Genomic DNA, 17,559 nt, shown 5'->3' on the forward strand with positions numbered 1-17,559 from the left:
ATGAAGGCAACGCCGGGCTACTTGACGTGCCGCCCGCCGTTGACGGACAGCGTCGTGCCGGTGACATAAGGGTTGTCCAGCAGGTAGCGCAGGCTCTGGTAGATCACCTCGCTGCCGGGCTCGATACCCAGTGCGGACTTGGCCAGGGCCTTGGCCCGGTAGGCCGCGTCGTCTTCGGGATTGAACATTAGCAGGGCCGGGGCGATGCCGTTGACCTTGATGGCCGGTGCGTATTTTGCCGCGAATGACAAGGTCAGGCTTTCGAGGCCGGCCTTGGTGGCGCAGTAGGCGATGTGTCGGGTGCTGCCCTTGCGCGTCACGTCATCGCTGATGTGCACGATGTCGGCCGGGTTCGAACGCTGCAGCAAGCCGGCGCAGTGCAGGTTGATCAGGTACGGCGCCAGCATGTGCACGCCGAACATGGCGCCGAATGCCTGCGCTTCGTTGCCGGGGTCTTCGGCCAGCCAGGCCGACGCGTTGTGCACGATGGCCCGCAGGCGATCAGTGTGCTGCTGAAGCCGCTCGATAAAGGCCAGGATCCCGGCTTCGCTGGAGAAATCAGCAAACAGCACAGTGGCTCCAAGGTCCCGCAGTACCTGTACGCCCGGGCGTTCGGTGCGATAGGTCGCGATCACCGGCTGGCCGTCTTCCAGGCAGCGGCGGGCACAATGCAGGCCGACGCGTTGAGCGGCGCCGGTGATCAGGATCGGAGCGGGGGCGCTGGGCATAAGGGGCTCGGTTCGCGACTGGAGTAAAAACTATAACAGCGACAGGGGGCGTCTCCTACGTGGGCCGGTGATATTCCAGATCGCGCACAAAACAACAAAACCGCGCAGCGGCGACGTTTTGTTCTTGTCATGACATCTGCCGGAAGGAGTAGACTGGGATCCAATTCGCCAGCCGGATGGGTCTGCCAACATGAGCGTAATCACTGAGGACAATTTCATCTTCAAGGCGCCAGGGGCCTGGGCGCGCGAAGACTTGTTCCCCATCCGTGAAGTCGCGCGCCTGACCGGTGTGAACCCTGTGACGCTGCGCGCCTGGGAGCGTCGCTACGGCCTGATCCAGCCCACTCGCACCGACAGCGGACACCGCCTGTATTCGTTGGGCGACATTGAAAAGGTACGCAGCATCCTGGCCTGGATCGAGCGTGGCGTGGCGGTCAGCAAGGTGGGCAAGATCCTGGCGAAGACCGAGTCGGTGCAGTCGGTCTGCGCGTTGATTCCCTCGGACCTGGTCAGGGCCGACTACGCCCAATGGCAGCAGCAGGTGGCGGATGCGGTGGGTCAGTTCGACGACGTGGAACTGGACCGCATCTATGGCCAGATCTTTTCCACCTACGCGGTGCCCGTCGTCTTCCAGGACATCCTGATGCCGCTCTGGCGGCAGTTGCTGCAACGCCAGCAAGTGTTCGGGCAAACCAGCGAATGGGTGTTCTTCGACGGTTTCCTGCGTTCACGCATCATCCAGCGGTTGCTGCTCAAGCGCGAAGGCGTGTCGCGACGGGTGCTGGTCTGCGCCATCGCCGGCCAGTGTCGCGAGCTGGAGCTGCTGGTCACGGCGCTGTTCCTGTCCAAGGCGGATGTGGGGGTCAGGGTGCTGGCGACCGGTTTGCCTTTCGATGAGCTGACCCTGGTGTGCCAGAAGATCCAGCCGCTCGCGCTGGTGGTGGTGTCCCATCATGCGCCGGCCCCCGAATTGCCCAAGCGCCTGGGCAAGTTGGCCATGAGCCTGGATTGCCCGTTGTTGCTGGCCGGCGATGCGTCTGACCTGGCGCAGGACGCCCTGGCCGGTTCGTCGATCGGCTGCCTGGGTAACGAAGGGACCGTGATGCGCCAGCGCCTGCGTCAATTTCTGGCAGGCAACCTGGACACCTGATCAGAGATGCATCGTCGGATGGGTCAGGCGATGTTGCTGCAGGATGTACTGGCGCAGGCGTTCGGTCTCGTCCTGGTCATCCTGGCTCAGATGGTAGGCGTACAAGCCCTGGGCGGTTTCCCGTTCGAAGGTGCCGCGCAATGAAATCCGTTCATAGCCCGAGGGGCTGAACCACAAGGCGAATTGCTTGAGTGGCTTGGTACGACTGCGGCTTTCCACCAGGACGCCCTTGCACGAGACCTCGTGCACCCAGAGCGAGCCCGGCTGGCCCTTGATGTTTTCCAGTGCCACGGGCTCTTCGAGGGTCAGGCGCCAGGGACGTACCTTCGGGCCGTCTTCGTAGATGCTCGGCACGCCCAGGCGCAGGTGCATGGCATGGAATTCGTCTTCCACCAGGTGCAAGGGGAACGTCATCTGCTGGTTTTCGAAGTTGGCTTGTAGCGTCACCTGCTCGTTCGCCGCCAGGCGCGTCAGCAGGTCACGGATCTGCGAGCCACCGTTTACCAGCAAGCTCGACGTGACATCCCGCTCATTGAGTTGCGGGTTGTGCTGCATGGTCCGGATGAAATCCAGTTCATCCTGCGTCAGGAGGGCATCGCGCGGCATGATGGGCTCGAAGAGGTGATGTGCATTTTCACTGGTGATTGTAGTGACTGACCGTTAATTCGCTATTTTGTTTGCGCCGTTCGTCGCTTCGAGCCGGGCAATCGTTTCCCGCGCTTCGGCCAGTTCCTTTTCCAACTGGGCCGTGCGCTGTTGAGCCTTGACCTGGGCCGTGACGTCCTTTTGCACGCCGACGAAGTACGTACGCCCATCGGCTTCGTTTCTGACCGTGGAGAGCGACAACTCATTCCAGAACGGCGTGCCGTCCTTGCGGTAGTTACGCAGCACCTCACGGCAGGCACCGCCTTGTTCCAAGGTCTGGCGAATGTGCTTCAGGGCGGGCTGGTCGCGATCACCCGACTGGAGGAAACGACAATCCTGATAGAGGATTTCCTCGCGGCTGTAGCCGGTCAGGCGTTCGAAGGCCGGGTTCACATAGATCAGGATATTGTCCTCGTCACCTTCTTTTTCGGCGATGACAATCCCGTCGTTGGTCGCGTTGATGACCAGTTGCATCAAATGAGCGTTGATCATGGCGCAGCTCCCGTTGAAACGTCCTTGTTTAGAGCCAGCATTCTAGAAGAATTCAACAGGCTGTCTACTGGCCATCAGCTCCCATTGAGAGCCATTCGCAGCTTGGCGGGTGCAGCTGTTACTATCCCCGGCTCTTTTATTCAGGTTCAGGATCAGATTGATGAAAGTCGCCATCCTTTCCGGCTCGGTCTATGGCACCGCCGAAGAAGTCGCCCGGCACGCCGCCAAACTGCTCGAAGCGGCGGGTTTCGAGGCGTGGCACAACCCGCGCGCCACCCTGGCGGATATCCAGGCGTTCGCTCCGCAGGCGATGCTAGCGGTGACCTCGACGACGGGCATGGGGGAGTTGCCGGACAACCTGATGCCGTTGTATTCGACCCTGCGCGACCAGTTGCCGGCATTCCTTCGTGGGTTGCCTGGGGGTGTGATCGGCTTGGGCGATGCCAGCTACGGGGACACCTTCTGCGCTGGTGGTGAGCAGATGAGCGAGTTGTTCGCCGAACTGGGCGTGCGAGAGGTGCTGCCCATGCTGCGCCTGGACGCCAGCGAGAGCGTCACGCCTGAAAGCGACGCCGAGCCGTGGCTACAGGCCTTGATCGAAGCCTTGCGTACTTGATGCACTCGCGATGACTCGCTCGGCCAGTAAGCTGGCTGCCAATGCAACTAGCGGCCCGGGGAGAGCTGGCTAGACTCATTTTTCTTGCGTATGAAGTTTGAAAAACGCGATTCATATAATAAGAAAACAAAGGGGTCAGAGCCGTGAGCGTAGCGCCCATCCAAACGACACTCGGTATCAAGGAACAGGTCAGTGCGGCTGAATGGCAAACCCGGGTGGACCTGGCCGCCTGTTACCGCCTGGTTGCGATGCATGGCTGGGATGACCTGATCTTCACCCACATTTCCGCGAAGGTCCCCGGCACCGAGGATTTCCTGATCAACCCGTACGGGCTGATGTTCCACGAGATCACCGCCTCCAGCCTGGTCAAGGTCGACCAGGCCGGCAACAAGCTGATGGACAGCCCCTACGACATCAACCCGGCCGGCTATACCATCCACAGCGCCGTGCATGAGGTGCGCCACGACGTGACGTGCGTGCTGCACACCCACACCGCCGCCGGCGTGGCGGTGTCGGCGCAGAAGCAAGGGGTGCTGCCGATCAGCCAGCAGTCGTTGTTCGTGCTGTCGAGCCTGGCTTATCACGCCTACGAAGGCGTGGCCTTGAACCACGAAGAGAAGGCGCGCCTGCAGGCGGACCTGGGTGACAGCAACTTCCTGATGCTGCACAACCATGGCTTGCTGACCTGTGGCTCCAGCATCGCCGATACGTTCTTGATGATGTTCATTTTCCAGCGCGCCTGTGACATTCAGGTCCTGGCGCAGAACGGTGGCGCCGAGCTGATCGGCATCGAACCGCAGATCCTGGCCGGCGCCCGGGCTATGATCGCCGGGGTGACCAGAAGTGCCCAAGGCATGGGCGGCGCGCTGGCCTGGCCGGCGTTGTTGCGCAAGCTCGACCAACAGGACAGCGGGTATAAAAGCTGATGCCCCTGGCCCAGATTCCCTTGCGTATCTGGCGCCAGCGCAGCCAGATCTTCCTGTTCCGCGGCCATGCCATCCGTTACTGGGTGGCGGGGCAGGGCGAGCCGCTGCTGCTGATCCACGGCTTTCCTACTGCCAGTTGGGACTGGCATTACCTGTGGCAGCCGTTGGCGCAGCGCTACCGGGTGATCACCTGTGACATGCTCGGTTTCGGCGACTCCGCCAAGCCGGCGGACCACACCTACAGCCTGCTGGAACAGGCCGATCTGCAACAGGCCTTGCTGGCGCACCTGAACGTGCGGCAAGGGGTGCATGTGCTGGCCCACGACTACGGTGACAGTGTGGCCCAGGAACTCATCGCCCGGCACTACGAAGCGCGCCTCAACGTTGCCAGTTGCGTCTTTCTCAATGGCGGCCTGTTCCCCGAAACCCACCGGCCGGTGCTGGCCCAGAAACTGTTGCTCAGCCCGCTGGGCTGGCTGCTGGGGCGGGCGTTTTCGCGGCAAAGCCTGGTCAAGAGCTTCCGGCAGATCTTCGGCCCCCGCACCGGCCCCACCGAAAGCGTGCTGGATGATTTCTGGAGCCTGATAGAAGCGCATCACGGGCCGCGGATCATGCACAAGCTCATCGCCTACATTCCCGAGCGGCGAGTACAGCGTGATCGCTGGGTGCAGGCGATGCAGCGTGACGACGTGCCCTTGCGGGTGATCGACGGGGCGCTCGATCCGATTTCCGGCGAGCACATGGTGGCGCGCTACGAATCGCTGATCCCCAATCCGGATACGGTGCTGCTGTCCGAGATCGGCCACTACCCCCACACCGAGGCCCCGGTGCAGGTGCTCAAGCATTACCTGGCGTTTCGCGAAAACATCGCGCCACGGTGCAGAAAGGTGGCCTACTCCTGACACAACCCTGTGTGGGCCGGCCGGATGTGCTGCCCGACTCAATCCCTTGTGGGAGCGGGCTTGCCCGCGAAAGCGGCGTGTCAGGCAGCGCATTTCTGACTGAAGGACCGCCTTCGCGAGCAAGCCCGCTCCCACAATGTTTCTGGGTGTTCCCGGATGTGATGCCCGGCTCGATTTCCTGTGGGAGCGGGCTTGCCCGCGAAAGCGGCACCGCGGTCTCACTTCTGGATGAACAGAGTGATCTCACCTCTGGCATCGCATCATCCCCCCACCTTATCGCCCACTATTCACTCCCAGCCCATTTCATTGTGACCGGCCGACGAGTGCCGGACACTCGGCCTCAATGTCCTATAGGCCTGCTGGAGTTCTGCCATGAATGAGTCTGTGCGCTTCGAAGATAAAGTCGTGATCGTCACCGGGGCCGGCGGTGGCCTGGGGCGGGCCCATGCCCTGCTGTTCGCCAGGCACGGCGCGAAGGTACTGGTCAACGACTTGGGCGGTTCGGCCCAGGGGGAAGGGGCCAATGCCTCGGCGGCAGACCGGGTGGTGGCTGAAATCCGCGCGGCGGGCGGCATTGCCGAGGCCAACCACGATTCGGTCACCGATGGCGACAAGCTCGTGCAGAACGCCCTCGACGCGTTCGGCCGGGTCGACGTGGTGGTCAACAACGCCGGGATCCTGCGGGACAAGACTTTCCACAAGATGGACGACGCCGACTGGGACCTGGTCTACCACGTCCACGTCGAAGGGGCCTACAAGGTGACCCGCGCCGCCTGGCCGCACCTGCGTGAGCAGAATTATGGACGGGTGATTTTCACCGCCTCGACCTCGGGTATCTACGGCAACTTCGGCCAATCCAACTACGGCATGGCCAAGCTCGGGCTGTATGGGCTGACGCGTACCCTGGCCATCGAGGGGCGCAAGAACAACATCCTGGTCAATGCCATTGCCCCCACCGGCGGCACCCGCATGACCGAGGGCCTGATTCCGCCGCAGGTGTTCGAGCAACTCAAGCCTGAACTCGTCAGCCCGCTGGTGGTGTACCTGGCCAGTGAAGCCTGCCAGGAAACCAGCGGCCTGTTCGAAGTGGGCGGCGGCTGGATGGGCAAGGTGCGTTGGGAACGCAGCCTGGGTGCAGGCTTCGACCCGCGCACAGGTTTTTCACCCGAAGACGTCGCCGCCCATTGGCAGCAGATCTGCGACTTCGAGGATGCGGTGCACCCCAATGACAATCTGGAAGCCTTGAAGGAGATGATGGCGAACCTGCAACGCTACGCCGTTTAACCCCGCGTCCTCGACCCGTGGCAACCCGTCTCGGGTAATCCGTGGCGAGCCTCTCGCCATCCTCTGTGCGCTTCCCATAAAAAAGGCCGCTGCAAAAAGCAGCGGCCTAAGCGTGACGTTGCAAAGGAGCTACAAATCAACGTCGGTACACACGGGACGATGGATCGAATGCGCCAATCCATCCGAATGACGGTGCGCCAGGCATGAGGGATGCCATGGCGGCTTGCGCTTGCAGGCCCGTTGCGCTGCAAGCCCGGCCAGCATAGGGATCCAGAGTGCCTGGAAACAGCCCGGATCCGGACATGCACTGTTGCAGGGCACGCAACAGTGAGGCCGGCCGCTGAAACATGCGCCTGGCTGATAACCCATCATCCAGTGCGTCGATGCCCTGCGCGAAGGCCCGCCTGGTATGGGGGGTAATCCTTTCGGGGTACAGCGCGAATACCTCCTTGGTGCGCTTATCGCCCCTGGCGTGCGGCAGTAGGGTGAAGCCTCTGTCACTCACCGGGGAAGACGCATGACAACAATAACAATGCGCGCCATCTTCAAGCCGCAGGCACTCGCCGCCGCGGTGGCCTTGGGTTGCTGTGCCCAGGCGCAGGCCGTTTCATTCAACATTGGTGAAATCGAAGGTCAGTTCGACTCTTCGTTGTCCGTGGGCGCGAGCTGGGGCATGCGCGATGCGGACAAGGATTTCGTCGGCACCGTCAACGGCGGTCGGGGGCAATCGTCCACCGGGGATGACGGGCGACTGAACTTCAAGAAAGGCGAGACGTTTTCCAAGATCTTCAAAGGCCTGCACGACCTCGAACTCAAGTACGGCGACACCGGTGTGTTCGTGCGCGGCAAGTACTGGTACGACTTCGAACTCAAGGACGAAAACCGTGAGTTCAAGGACATCAGCGACAGCAACCGCAAGGAAGGCGCGAAGTCGTCGGGGGCGGAGATCCTCGACGCGTTCGTCTACCACAACTATTCCATCGCCGATTTGCCGGGCACGGTGCGTGCCGGCAAGCAGGTGGTCAGCTGGGGTGAAAGTACCTTCATCGGCAACTCCATCAACAGCATCAACCCGATCGACGTGTCGGCGTTCCGTCGCCCGGGTGCGGAGATCAAGGAAGGCCTGATCCCGGTGAACATGCTGTTCGCCTCCCAGGGCCTGACCGACAAGCTCACCCTCGAAGGTTTCTATCAGTTGGAATGGGACCAGACAGTCGTCGATAACTGCGGCACCTTCTTCGGCAACGACGTGGTGGCCGACGGCTGCACCACCGGCTACACCGTGGGCAGCCCGGCCATTGCGCCGTTCCAGCCGTTGACCGCACTGTTTGGCCAGGGCATCCAGGTGTCGCGCGAAGGGGTGATCATCCCCCGTGGTGGCGACCGCGATGCCCGTGACTCCGGCCAGTGGGGCACGGCATTGCGCTGGCTCGGCGATGACACCGAGTACGGCCTGTACTTCATGAACTACCACAGCCGCACACCCACTGTCGGCACCACCACGGCGGGTGCGTCCACCCTCGCGGCCCTGCCGGGAATGGTCGCGATCGCCAATGGCCTGGCCCCCGGCAGTGGTTCGGGCCTGGCCCAGAGCGTGATGCTGGGACGCGGGCAGTACTACCTTGAGTACCCTGAAGATATTCGCCTGTATGGCGCCAGCTTCTCCACCACGCTGCCCACCGGCACCGCGTGGACCGGTGAAATCAGCTACCGGCCCAATGCGCCGGTGCAACTGAGCACCAACGACCTGACCCTGGCCCTGGTTAATCCGATTGCCGGCGGTGCGGCGTCGCCCATCGCCACCAGGCCGGGGGCGGACAACACCGGTTACCGGCGCAAGGAAATCACCCAGGTCCAGAGCACCCTGACGCACTTTGTCGATCAGGTGTGGGGCGCCGATCGCCTGACCCTGGTGGGCGAGGCCGCGGTGGTGCATGTCGGCGGGCTGGAATCCAGGGACAAGTTGCGCTACGGCCGCGACTCGGTCTTCGGCCAGTACGGCTTCAATGGCGACACCGACGGTTTCGTCACGTCCACGTCCTGGGGCTACCGCGCCCGGGCGATTCTCGACTACTCCAACGTCATCGGCGGGGTGAACTTCAAGCCCAACGTGTCCTGGTCCCACGACGTGGCCGGCTACGGTCCCAACGGCCTGTTCAACGAAGGCGCCAAGGCCGTCAGCCTGGGTGTCGATGCCGACTACCGCAACACCTACACCGCCAGCCTGAGCTACACCGACTTTTTTGGCGGCGACTACAACGTTCTCAAAGACCGCGACTTCCTCGCGTTGAGCTTCGGCGTGAACTTCTGATCTGGCTGACAAGGAAAACCCAATGCGCAAGATGATCCTGCAATGCGGTGCCCTGGCCTTGAGCCTGCTGGCCGCGAACGTGATGGCGGCGGTTTCGCCGGAGGAAGCCAACAAGCTGGGCACCACCCTGACGCCGCTGGGCGCGGAAAAGGCCGGCAACGCCGATGGTTCGATCCCGGCCTGGACCGGTGGTATCCCGAAAAATGCCGGTGCCGTGGACAGCAAGGGCTTTCTGGCCGACCCGTTCGCCAATGAAAAACCGCTGTTCACCATCACCGCCGCGACCGTGGACAAGTACAAGGACAAGCTGTCCGAAGGCCAGGTCGCGATGTTCAAGCGCTACCCCGAGACCTACAAGATCCCGGTCTACCCGACCCATCGCAGCGTTGCGCTGCCGCCGGAAATCTACGAGTCGGCCAAGCGCAGTGCGCTGAACGTAACGTCCATCAACGACGGTAACGGCCTGGCCAACTTCACCGGTAACCGTTACTACGCGTTCCCGATCCCCAAGAACGGCGTGGAGGTGCTGTGGAACCACATCACCCGCTATCACGGCGGCAACCTGCGCCGCATCATTACCCAGGCGACGCCGCAGACCAACGGCAGCTTCACGCCGATCCGCTTCGAAGAAGAAGTGGCCGTGCCGTTCCTGATCAAGGACGCCGACCCGGAAAAGGCCAGCAACGTGCTGACCTATTTCAAGCAGGAGGTCACCGCCCCGGCGCGCCTGGCCGGCAACGTACTGCTGGTGCATGAAACCCTCGACCAGGTGAAGGAGCCGCGCCTGGCGTGGATCTACAACGCCGGTCAACGCCGCGTGCGCCGCGCCCCGCAAGTGGCCTACGACGGTCCGGGCACCGCGGCCGATGGCCTGCGCACCTCCGACAACTTCGACCTGTTTTCCGGCGCCCCGGATCGCTACGACTGGAAGCTGGTCGGCAAGAAGGAAATGTACATCCCGTACAACAGCTACAAGCTCGATTCGCCGACCCTCAAGTACGACGATGTGATCAAGGCCGGCCACATCAACCAGGACCTGACCCGCTATGAGCTGCACCGGGTCTGGGAAGTGGTGGGCACGGTCAAGCCCAGCGAGCGCCACATCTACGCCAAGCGCCACATGTACATCGACGAGGACAGCTGGCAAGCCGCGGTGGTGGATCACTACGACGGTCGCGGCCAACTGTGGCGCGTGGCCGAAGGTCATGCCCAGTTCTACTACGACCACCAGAACCCGGGCTACACCCTCGAAGCGCTCTACGACATCATCGCCGGCCGCTACATCGCCCTGGGGATGAAGAACGAGGAGAAGCACAGCTACGAGTACGGCTTCGAAGCGCGGGCGGCGGACTACACGCCGGCGGCGCTGCGGTCCTCGGGCGTGCGTTAAAGGTGTGGCGAGGGAGCGAGCTCCCTCGCCACAGAGTGGTGTCTGCGCAAGGGCATCGTGAACGACCGGCAGTTGCCTCTGCCGGTCGTTTTTTTATGGGCGCCAATCAGCGTGCTGAATACTTCTCCAAAGGTCAGCGACACAGGACTAGGGTGATGAAACAACAATAAACAGGACCTTCGTACATGACTGCCATGACCCCGTGTCCGGACCGTCCAGGATTGCTGCCCCGCCTGTCCTCGACGCATGTACCGCGGCGGTCCTTGAGCGAGCCGTTGCTGACTTCCGAGGCACGGGTAAAACTGCTGTGCGCGCCCGCGGGGAGTGGCAAGAGTGCGCTGTTCGCCGAGTGTTTTCTCAAGGCCCCCGCCGACTGCCGACTGCATTGGTTGCCGCTGGGTGGCGTTGCGTTGACCCCCGCGCAGATGGGCGAGCGACTGGCGCAGACCCTGGGCCTGCCAGTGATGGACGAAGCGGGGCTGCTGGCCCACCTGGCGCGCCTGCAAACACCCACCTGGCTGTTCCTGGATGATTACTGCCGGGTGCCGAATCCCGAGCTGGACCAATGGCTCGACCGCCTGTTGAACACCAGCAGCCCGGCCTTGCACCTGTGGCTGAACGGCCGTCGCCGGCCGCACTGCAATTGGCCGCGGCTGTTGCTCGACGATGAGCTGCACGAATTCGACACGCAGGCGCTGGTATTCAGCCCTGGCGATGTCCAGCAACTGCTGCGTCATCTGCCTGGCCCCCAGGCGGCCCGCACCGCGCGCGAGGTGATACAGCGCAGCGGCGGCTGGTGCGCCGGGGTGCGCATCAGCTTGCTCGAACGTTGTGAATGGGCGCGCAGCCATGCCACGCCGGGGCGGCCCGGAACCCTGGCGGACTACCTGGAGTACGAGCTGTTCAGCGCCCTGAGCCCGGACCTGGCGCAAGCCTGGCGCGTGCTCGCCCACTTGCCACGTTTCAATGCCCGGCTTTGCGAGCATCTGTTCGGCGACACGGTGGGCGTTGAATGCCTCCCGCTGCTGAAGGACCTAGGCTGTTTCATCGAGCCGTGGGAACACTCCTCGGACTGGTTGCAGATCTTCCCGGCCCTGGCCCGACTGGTTCGCGAGGAACCCTGGCCCCAGGGCCGTTCCTGGCATCGCCGGGCCTGCCAGTGGTTTGCCGCCGAACAGGATTGGCCCATGGCATTCGAGCAGGCGATGTTGGCCCACGAGTTCGAGACGGCCGTGAGTGTCTTGCAGCATCTGAGCTTCGAACACCTCTTGCAGGGCCGCAACGTCGTGTTGCTGCTGAACTTGCATGACCAGCAGGGCGAGGCGCTGTCCCTTGGCACGCCGCAATCGGTAGGGTTGGTCACCGCAGCGCTGTTGTTTGCCGGTCGCTTCGACCAGGCCGCAGTGTGCATCGAGCAACTCACGCGGTTCGCACCCCAGCCGCGGGCCTGCCAGCAGCGCCAGTTGATCGCACGCTGGCAGGTCCTGCGGGGCTGGCTGCTGCACCTGTCGGGCGACGGAGATCCGGCCCGCGAACATTTCCTCCAGGCCCAGGCTCATCTGGATCCGCAGGCCTGGGCCTCGCGCCTGTTGTGTCAGTCGGGATTGACCCAGCAGGCGTTGCTCAAGGGCGACCTGGCCTCGGCGCAGTGGATCAACCGCCAGGCGCTGTGCCTGGCCCGTGCCGAAGGCTCGCTGGTGTTCGAAGGGCTGCTGGAACTGGATCACGCACAAGTGCTGGAGCAACGCGGTGCGCCGCATCGGGCCGACGAATTGCTGGGCGATGTCCAGGCGCGGCTCGACAAGCCCGGCCAGGATTTTTCCCCGCTGCTGGGCCGTATCGCCTTGCGGCGTGGACGCCTGGCGCTGCGCATGGGTTTTGAAGAGCGCGCCGCCGAGCAGTTCCAGGCCGGGTTGGAAATCGGCCTGCGCAGCCAGGATAAACAGGTACTTTACGGCTTTCTCGGCAAGGCCAGCCTGGCGGCCAACCAGGGCGACTATGGCGAGGCCTTCATGCAACTGCGCGACGCCGAGCGGATCATGCAGCAGCGGCACATTCCCGACACCGTTTACCGCGGTGTATTGCTGCAGATCAGTTGTCAGTTCTGGTTGCAGCAGGGGCGCGCCGAACTGGCCCACGAAGCCTTGACCCGCGTGCTGCGGCATTTTCGCGGGCCCCATGCCAAGCACGCACCGCCCGCGACCCTGGAGTTGATTCCTCGGCTTGAATACCTGTTGCTGTTGACCGAGGTGCACCTGCACCGCGCGCAAGACCCGATGGCACGCCTGGAGGCCATGATCGCCCAGGCCCGTTACGCGGAAATGCACGGCCTGGAAACCGAGCTGCACCTGGCGCTGGCGGAGGTGGCCTGGTTGACCGCCGACCGCTCGCAGGCCCGCGTGCTTGTCCAGGAAGGCCTGGAGCGCGTGGCCTGTTGGCGCGCCCAGCAAGCCTTGTGCGAACTGCGCCTGCGCCAGCCCGAACTGTTGCACTGGGCGCAATCGTCAGGCCCGATCGAACCGCCGGCGGCCCCCGAGGACGCCTTGCTCAGTCATCGCGAACTGGAAGTGCTGGAACTGATCGCCCAAGGTTATTCCAACCAACAGATTGCCGAACAGCTGTTCATCTCGTTGCACACGGTAAAAACCCATTCACGGCGCATACACAGCAAGTTGGGCGTCCAGCGGCGTACCCAGGCAGTGGCGAAGGCCAAGGTCATGGGGATGATGGGATAGTGCGCACTGCAAGCCTTACGCGTGCTTACAGTTGCGCTTTTACCCCCGGAGGGGGAGTTGGGTTATAACGGCGATGCCGGTTCGAACAGGACGTTCGGGCCATGAAATGACAAGGATGTTCATGAACACTCAAGCGTTTTCTACGTATTCCGAAAGACTGCTTGCCCTCAAGCTCACTCGCGTCGATTTTGCCGTGCAAGTGCTGTTGGGCGATCACCTGGAGGCACTGGGCCTCAACCCGCATAACCTGTATCTGAATACCGTGGCCGGGTTTCCCGACCCCCAGGTTGAAACGTCCAGGACATTGTTCGATGAAACACTGGCCTGCGTTCAGAAACAGACCTTGGCGCATTACACCCAAGGCATCACCAATATCTTCAGCAAGCGGTATTCCTTTGCCGTCGAAGATCGGGTCAAGGCGCTGGACTTGATCACCTTCGAGAAAATCGTGGCGGACATCGTGACGGGCCTGGCTGAAAAGCCCGGGATGGATTTGTCCGAGCGGCCCATCCTGCCGTTGAGCGCCGAAGCGCTTCATGGCGCGTTGAAAGTCCATCTGCCCGGCGTCGATCTGGAGAAAGTCTTCATCACCAGCTTCGTCAACCATGACGTTGCAAACCCGGTGGTGTTTTCTTCCGAACCCCTGGTTGAGTACTTGCTGGCGCACCTACGCAACAACGATATTCCCTACCATGCCAAGGGCGATCCCCAGGCCATCTACCTGGTCCCCTTCAGCGGCGAAGAGCGTCACCTGCATCCGCGCCTGACGCCTGCCCACCTCAATGACCTACTGATCAGGATCGTCCCCGACTTCCTGGGCTGATCTTCCATCGGTTTCATACCCCATCCGCCAACTCACGGCCCGGGTCGCGGCGAGCAATCGTTGCGCCGCCGGGCCGTTTTCGTCGGCGTGGAACAGCGAGGTCGGGCCGACGATGGTCATCACCGCCGTCACCTGGCCGACCGCATTGAACACCGGGGCGGACAAGGCATCCACGCCGGGCATCAGCAGGCCGTGCACGTGGTGCAGGCCGCGGTTGCGGATCTGTTCGCACAAGGTGGCATAGGCCTGGTCGTCGGCCAGGGCATGCCGCTCGGATCCTTGCACTTCCTGTTCGCGCAAGCCGATCGTCTCGCGCTCGGGCAGGTACGCGCTGAACACCAGCCCGGTGGACGAACTGAGCAGGGGCAGCACCGAGCCCAGTTGCGTCACGACCGTCACGGCGCGCACGGCAGGTTCGATGCGCACCACGGTGGCGCCGTGGTTGCCCCACACCGCCAGGAAGCAGGTTTCGTTCAGGTCATCGCGCAACTCGGCCAGGGGCATGGCGGCCACTTGCAGCACGTCCATGCCGTTCAATGCCGCCAGCCCGACGCGCAGCGCTTCGCGGCCCAGGCCGTAGTGGTTGGTGGCGGTGTTCTGCTCGGCGAATCCGCTGGCAATCAACGCCTGCAAGTAGCGATGCACCTTGCTTGCCGGCATTTGCACGTGCTCGGCCAGGCGCGACAGCGACGTGGACGGCGACAGCTCGGCCAAGGCCTTGAGAATGTCAGTGCCGACTTCGGCCGAGCGGACTTTCTGTTTACCGTTATTGAGCGGGGTTTGCATGGCGGCGCGGGGTCCAGAGGCGAATGGGCGTCTTTATAGCTTGACGGTCGTTGTCGAGCAAATTACGTTATGCGTAATTGAATTACGATAAAAATAACCCGGTGCGCCTGACACTCACCCCATGAGTCACGGGCCGCATCCCTGGAGGCTCCATGAACCTCGATTCCCCAGCGTCGGACCTGGCTTATCAATCAGGCTTCGGCAATGAGTTCGCCAGCGAAGCCTTGCCCGACGCTTTGCCCGTCGGCCAGAACTCTCCGCAAAAAGCCCCTTACGGGCTGTACGCCGAATTGTTCTCCGGCACCGCGTTCACCATGGCCCGCAGCGAGGCTCGGCGAACCTGGATGTACCGCATCCGGCCGTCGGCCAACCACCCGGCCTTCACCCCATTGGAGCGGCAACTGGTCGGCGGCCCGCTGGGCGAGGTCACGCCCAATCGGTTGCGCTGGAACCCGCTGGAGAATCCCGCGCAGCCCACCGATTTCCTCGATGGCCTGGTGCGCATGGCCGCCAATGCCGGCATGGACAAGCCGGCCGGCATCAGCATTTTTCACTATTGCGCCAACCGCTCCATGGAGCGGGTGTTCTTCAATGCCGACGGTGAATGGCTGATCGTGCCGCAGTTGGGCCGGTTGCGGATCATCACCGAACTGGGCGTGCTGGAACTGGCGCCGCTGGAAATCGCCGTGCTGCCCCGGGGCTTGAAGTTTCGCGTTGAACTGCTGGATGCGCAGGCCCGCGGTTACCTCGCCGAAAACCATGGCGCGCCGCTGCGTCTGCCGGACCTCGGGCCCATCGGCAGCAATGGCCTGGCCAACCCGCGGGACTTCCTGACACCGGTCGCCCATTACGAGAACCTCGCCCAGCCCACCACCCTGGTGCAGAAGTTCCTCGGCCAGTTGTGGGCTTGCGAGCTGGGGCACTCGCCCTTCGACGTGGTCGCCTGGCACGGCAACAACGTGCCGTACAAATATGATCTGCGGCGGTTCAACACCATCGGCACCGTCAGCTTCGACCACCCGGACCCGTCGATTTTCACCGTGTTGACCTCGCCCACCAGCGTCCACGGCCTGGCCAACCTGGATTTCGTCATTTTCCCACCCCGCTGGATGGTGGCCGAGAAGACCTTCCGTCCACCCTGGTTCCATCGCAACCTGATGAACGAATTCATGGGCCTGATCCAGGGCGCCTACGATGCCAAGGCCGAGGGCTTCGTGCCCGGCGGGGCGTCGTTGCACAGCTGCATGAGCGCCCATGGCCCGGACGGCGAAACCTGCACCAAGGCGATCAACGCCGAACTTCAGCCGGCGAAAATCGACAACACCATGGCCTTCATGTTCGAGACCAGCCAAGTGCTGCGTCCGAGCCGTTTCGCCATGGACTGCCCGCAACTGCAAACCGACTACGATGGGTGCTGGGCTTCGCTGCCTGTCACCTTCGACCCGACCCGGAGATAACCCATGACTCAACTTTCCCCCGTCCGTAGCTGGGTGGCCTCTGCCAACGGTCATGCCGATTTCCCGCTGCAGAACCTGCCACTGGGCATCTTCAGCCACCAGGGCGGCACCCGACGCGGCGGCGTGGCCATCGGCGAGCAGATTCTCGATCTGTCGGCCGCGTTGCAGGCCGGCCTGTTCGACGGCGCGGCGCGAGCAGCGGTCGAAGCCATGGTGGGCGGTGAGCTCAATGGGTTTTTCGAGCTGGGCCGTGGCGCCCGTGTCGCCTTGCGTGAGCGGCTGCTGGAGCTGCTGCGCGAGGACAGCCCTCAGCGTGCCCAGCTCGAAGCCCAGCAGTCCCAATGGCTGTTCCCCGCGGCCGATTGCCAGTTGCACCTGCCGGCCAGGATCAATGACTACACCGATTTCTACGTAGGGATCGAGCACGCACAGAATGTCGGCAAGCTGTTCCGCCCCGACAACCCGCTGTTGCCCAACTACAAGTACGTGCCCATCGGTTATCACGGCCGTGCCTCGACCATCCGTCCCTCCGGCACCGACGTGCGCCGTCCCAAGGGGCAGACGCTGCCGGCCGGTCAGGCCGAACCCACCTTCGGTCCGTGCGCACGGCTGGACTATGAATTGGAGCTGGGGATCTGGATCGGCCAGGGCAATGCATTGGGCGAACCCATCGCCATTGGTGACGCCGCCGAGCACATTGGCGGTTTCTGCCTGCTCAACGACTGGTCGGCCCGGGATATCCAGGCGTGGGAATACCAGCCGCTGGGGCCCTTCCTGTCGAAGAGTTTCCTCACCAGCATTTCGCCGTGGGTCGTGACGGCCGAGGCGCTCGAACCGTTTCGTCGTGCCCAACCCGCGCGTCCGCAGGGCGATCCGCAACCGCTGCCGTATCTGCTGGATGCGCGCGACCAGGCCGGTGGTGCCTTCGACATCGAACTGGAAGTGCTGCTGCTGACCGACGCCATGCGCGAGCAGAACCTGCCGGCGCATCGCCTGACCTTGAGTAACACCCAGTACATGTACTGGACCGTGGCGCAGATGGTGGCGCACCACAGCGTCAATGGTTGCCAGTTGCAGGCCGGTGACCTGTTTGGTTCGGGCACCTTGTCGGGCCCGCAGAATGGTCAGTTTGGCAGCCTGCTGGAAATCACCGAGGGTGGTAAGAAGCCGATCGAGCTGGCGTCTGGCGAAGTGCGCAGGTTCCTCGAGGACGGTGACGAAATCATCCTGCGGGCCCGTTGCCGCCGCGAGGGCTTTGCCTCCATCGGGTTTGGCGAGTGCCGTGGCAAGATCCTGCCGGCGCGTTGAGGGGCG

At 63.1% G+C, this 17,559-nt stretch carries 15 protein-coding genes; 11 read left to right on the forward strand and 4 right to left on the reverse strand.

What is annotated here, in order from left to right:
* Positions 1-17: 17 nt before the first annotated feature.
* On the reverse strand, positions 18-728 hold the full coding sequence (gene folM, locus V5F23_RS04490) for a dihydromonapterin reductase (RefSeq protein ID WP_042729387.1): 711 nt from the start codon (positions 726-728) through the stop codon (positions 18-20).
* Positions 729-918: 190 nt separating this feature from the next.
* Here folM and V5F23_RS04495 point away from each other — a divergent pair, with 190 nt between their 5' ends.
* Positions 919-1,878, forward strand: a complete 960-nt coding sequence (locus V5F23_RS04495; RefSeq protein WP_042729386.1) for a MerR family transcriptional regulator — start codon at positions 919-921, stop codon at positions 1,876-1,878.
* On the opposite strand, the gene V5F23_RS04500 is transcribed toward V5F23_RS04495, so the two are convergent.
* Together V5F23_RS04500 and V5F23_RS04505 are read right to left on the reverse strand one after the other, a co-directional pair.
* A complete protein-coding gene (locus V5F23_RS04500; protein WP_042729385.1) occupies positions 1,879-2,484 on the reverse strand; it encodes a hypothetical protein in 606 nt (201 codons plus the stop codon).
* A 54-nt stretch (positions 2,485-2,538) separates the two neighbouring features.
* A complete protein-coding gene (locus V5F23_RS04505; RefSeq protein WP_042729384.1) occupies positions 2,539-3,015 on the reverse strand; it encodes a PAS domain-containing protein in 477 nt (158 codons plus the stop codon).
* A 160-nt stretch (positions 3,016-3,175) separates the two neighbouring features.
* On the opposite strand from V5F23_RS04505, the gene V5F23_RS04510 reads away from it, so the two are divergent.
* From V5F23_RS04510 to V5F23_RS04545, 8 genes are all read left to right on the forward strand, one after another.
* A complete protein-coding gene (locus tag V5F23_RS04510) occupies positions 3,176-3,631 on the forward strand; it encodes a flavodoxin (RefSeq protein WP_042729383.1) in 456 nt (151 codons plus the stop codon).
* 143 nt (positions 3,632-3,774) lie between these two features.
* The gene (locus V5F23_RS04515; RefSeq protein ID WP_042729382.1) at positions 3,775-4,557 is read left to right on the forward strand and encodes a class II aldolase/adducin family protein; all 783 of its coding nucleotides are present in this window, start codon (positions 3,775-3,777) and stop codon (positions 4,555-4,557) included.
* Positions 4,557-5,459 carry an alpha/beta hydrolase gene (locus V5F23_RS04520; protein ID WP_042729381.1) on the forward strand — a complete coding sequence of 301 codons (903 nt, stop codon included), beginning with the start codon at positions 4,557-4,559 and terminating at the stop codon, positions 5,457-5,459. The genes V5F23_RS04515 and V5F23_RS04520 overlap by 1 nt, the downstream gene beginning before the upstream one ends.
* A gap of 372 nt (positions 5,460-5,831) precedes the next feature.
* Positions 5,832-6,743, forward strand: a complete 912-nt coding sequence (locus tag V5F23_RS04525; RefSeq protein WP_042729380.1) for an SDR family oxidoreductase — start codon at positions 5,832-5,834, stop codon at positions 6,741-6,743.
* Positions 6,744-7,260: 517 nt separating this feature from the next.
* The gene (locus V5F23_RS04530; protein WP_042729379.1) at positions 7,261-9,054 is read left to right on the forward strand and encodes a DUF1302 domain-containing protein; all 1,794 of its coding nucleotides are present in this window, start codon (positions 7,261-7,263) and stop codon (positions 9,052-9,054) included.
* Positions 9,055-9,076: 22 nt separating this feature from the next.
* Complete coding sequence (locus tag V5F23_RS04535) at positions 9,077-10,444, forward strand: DUF1329 domain-containing protein (protein WP_042729378.1); 1,368 nt, start codon at positions 9,077-9,079, stop codon at positions 10,442-10,444.
* A 185-nt stretch (positions 10,445-10,629) separates the two neighbouring features.
* Positions 10,630-13,179 carry a LuxR C-terminal-related transcriptional regulator gene (locus V5F23_RS04540; RefSeq protein ID WP_338497681.1) on the forward strand — a complete coding sequence of 850 codons (2,550 nt, stop codon included), beginning with the start codon at positions 10,630-10,632 and terminating at the stop codon, positions 13,177-13,179.
* 121 nt (positions 13,180-13,300) lie between these two features.
* A complete protein-coding gene (locus V5F23_RS04545; RefSeq protein ID WP_338497683.1) occupies positions 13,301-14,002 on the forward strand; it encodes a hypothetical protein in 702 nt (233 codons plus the stop codon).
* Here the strand turns inward: V5F23_RS04545 and V5F23_RS04550 are convergent.
* Complete coding sequence (locus V5F23_RS04550; protein ID WP_042729376.1) at positions 13,967-14,788, reverse strand: IclR family transcriptional regulator; 822 nt, start codon at positions 14,786-14,788, stop codon at positions 13,967-13,969. The two genes, V5F23_RS04545 and V5F23_RS04550, sit on opposite strands and share 36 nt — an antisense overlap.
* 152 nt (positions 14,789-14,940) lie before the next feature.
* On the opposite strand from V5F23_RS04550, the gene hmgA reads away from it, so the two are divergent.
* Positions 14,941-16,245, forward strand: coding sequence for a homogentisate 1,2-dioxygenase (hmgA, locus tag V5F23_RS04555; RefSeq protein WP_338497685.1), 1,305 nt, complete (start codon positions 14,941-14,943; stop codon positions 16,243-16,245).
* A gap of 3 nt (positions 16,246-16,248) precedes the next feature.
* On the forward strand, positions 16,249-17,553 hold the full coding sequence (gene fahA / locus V5F23_RS04560; RefSeq protein WP_042729374.1) for a fumarylacetoacetase: 1,305 nt from the start codon (positions 16,249-16,251) through the stop codon (positions 17,551-17,553).
* Positions 17,554-17,559: the final 6 nt, after the last annotated feature.

The sequence above is a fragment of the Pseudomonas sp. WP18 genome (assembly GCF_036689585.1).
Lineage (GTDB): Bacteria > Pseudomonadota > Gammaproteobacteria > Pseudomonadales > Pseudomonadaceae > Aquipseudomonas > Aquipseudomonas chlororaphis_E.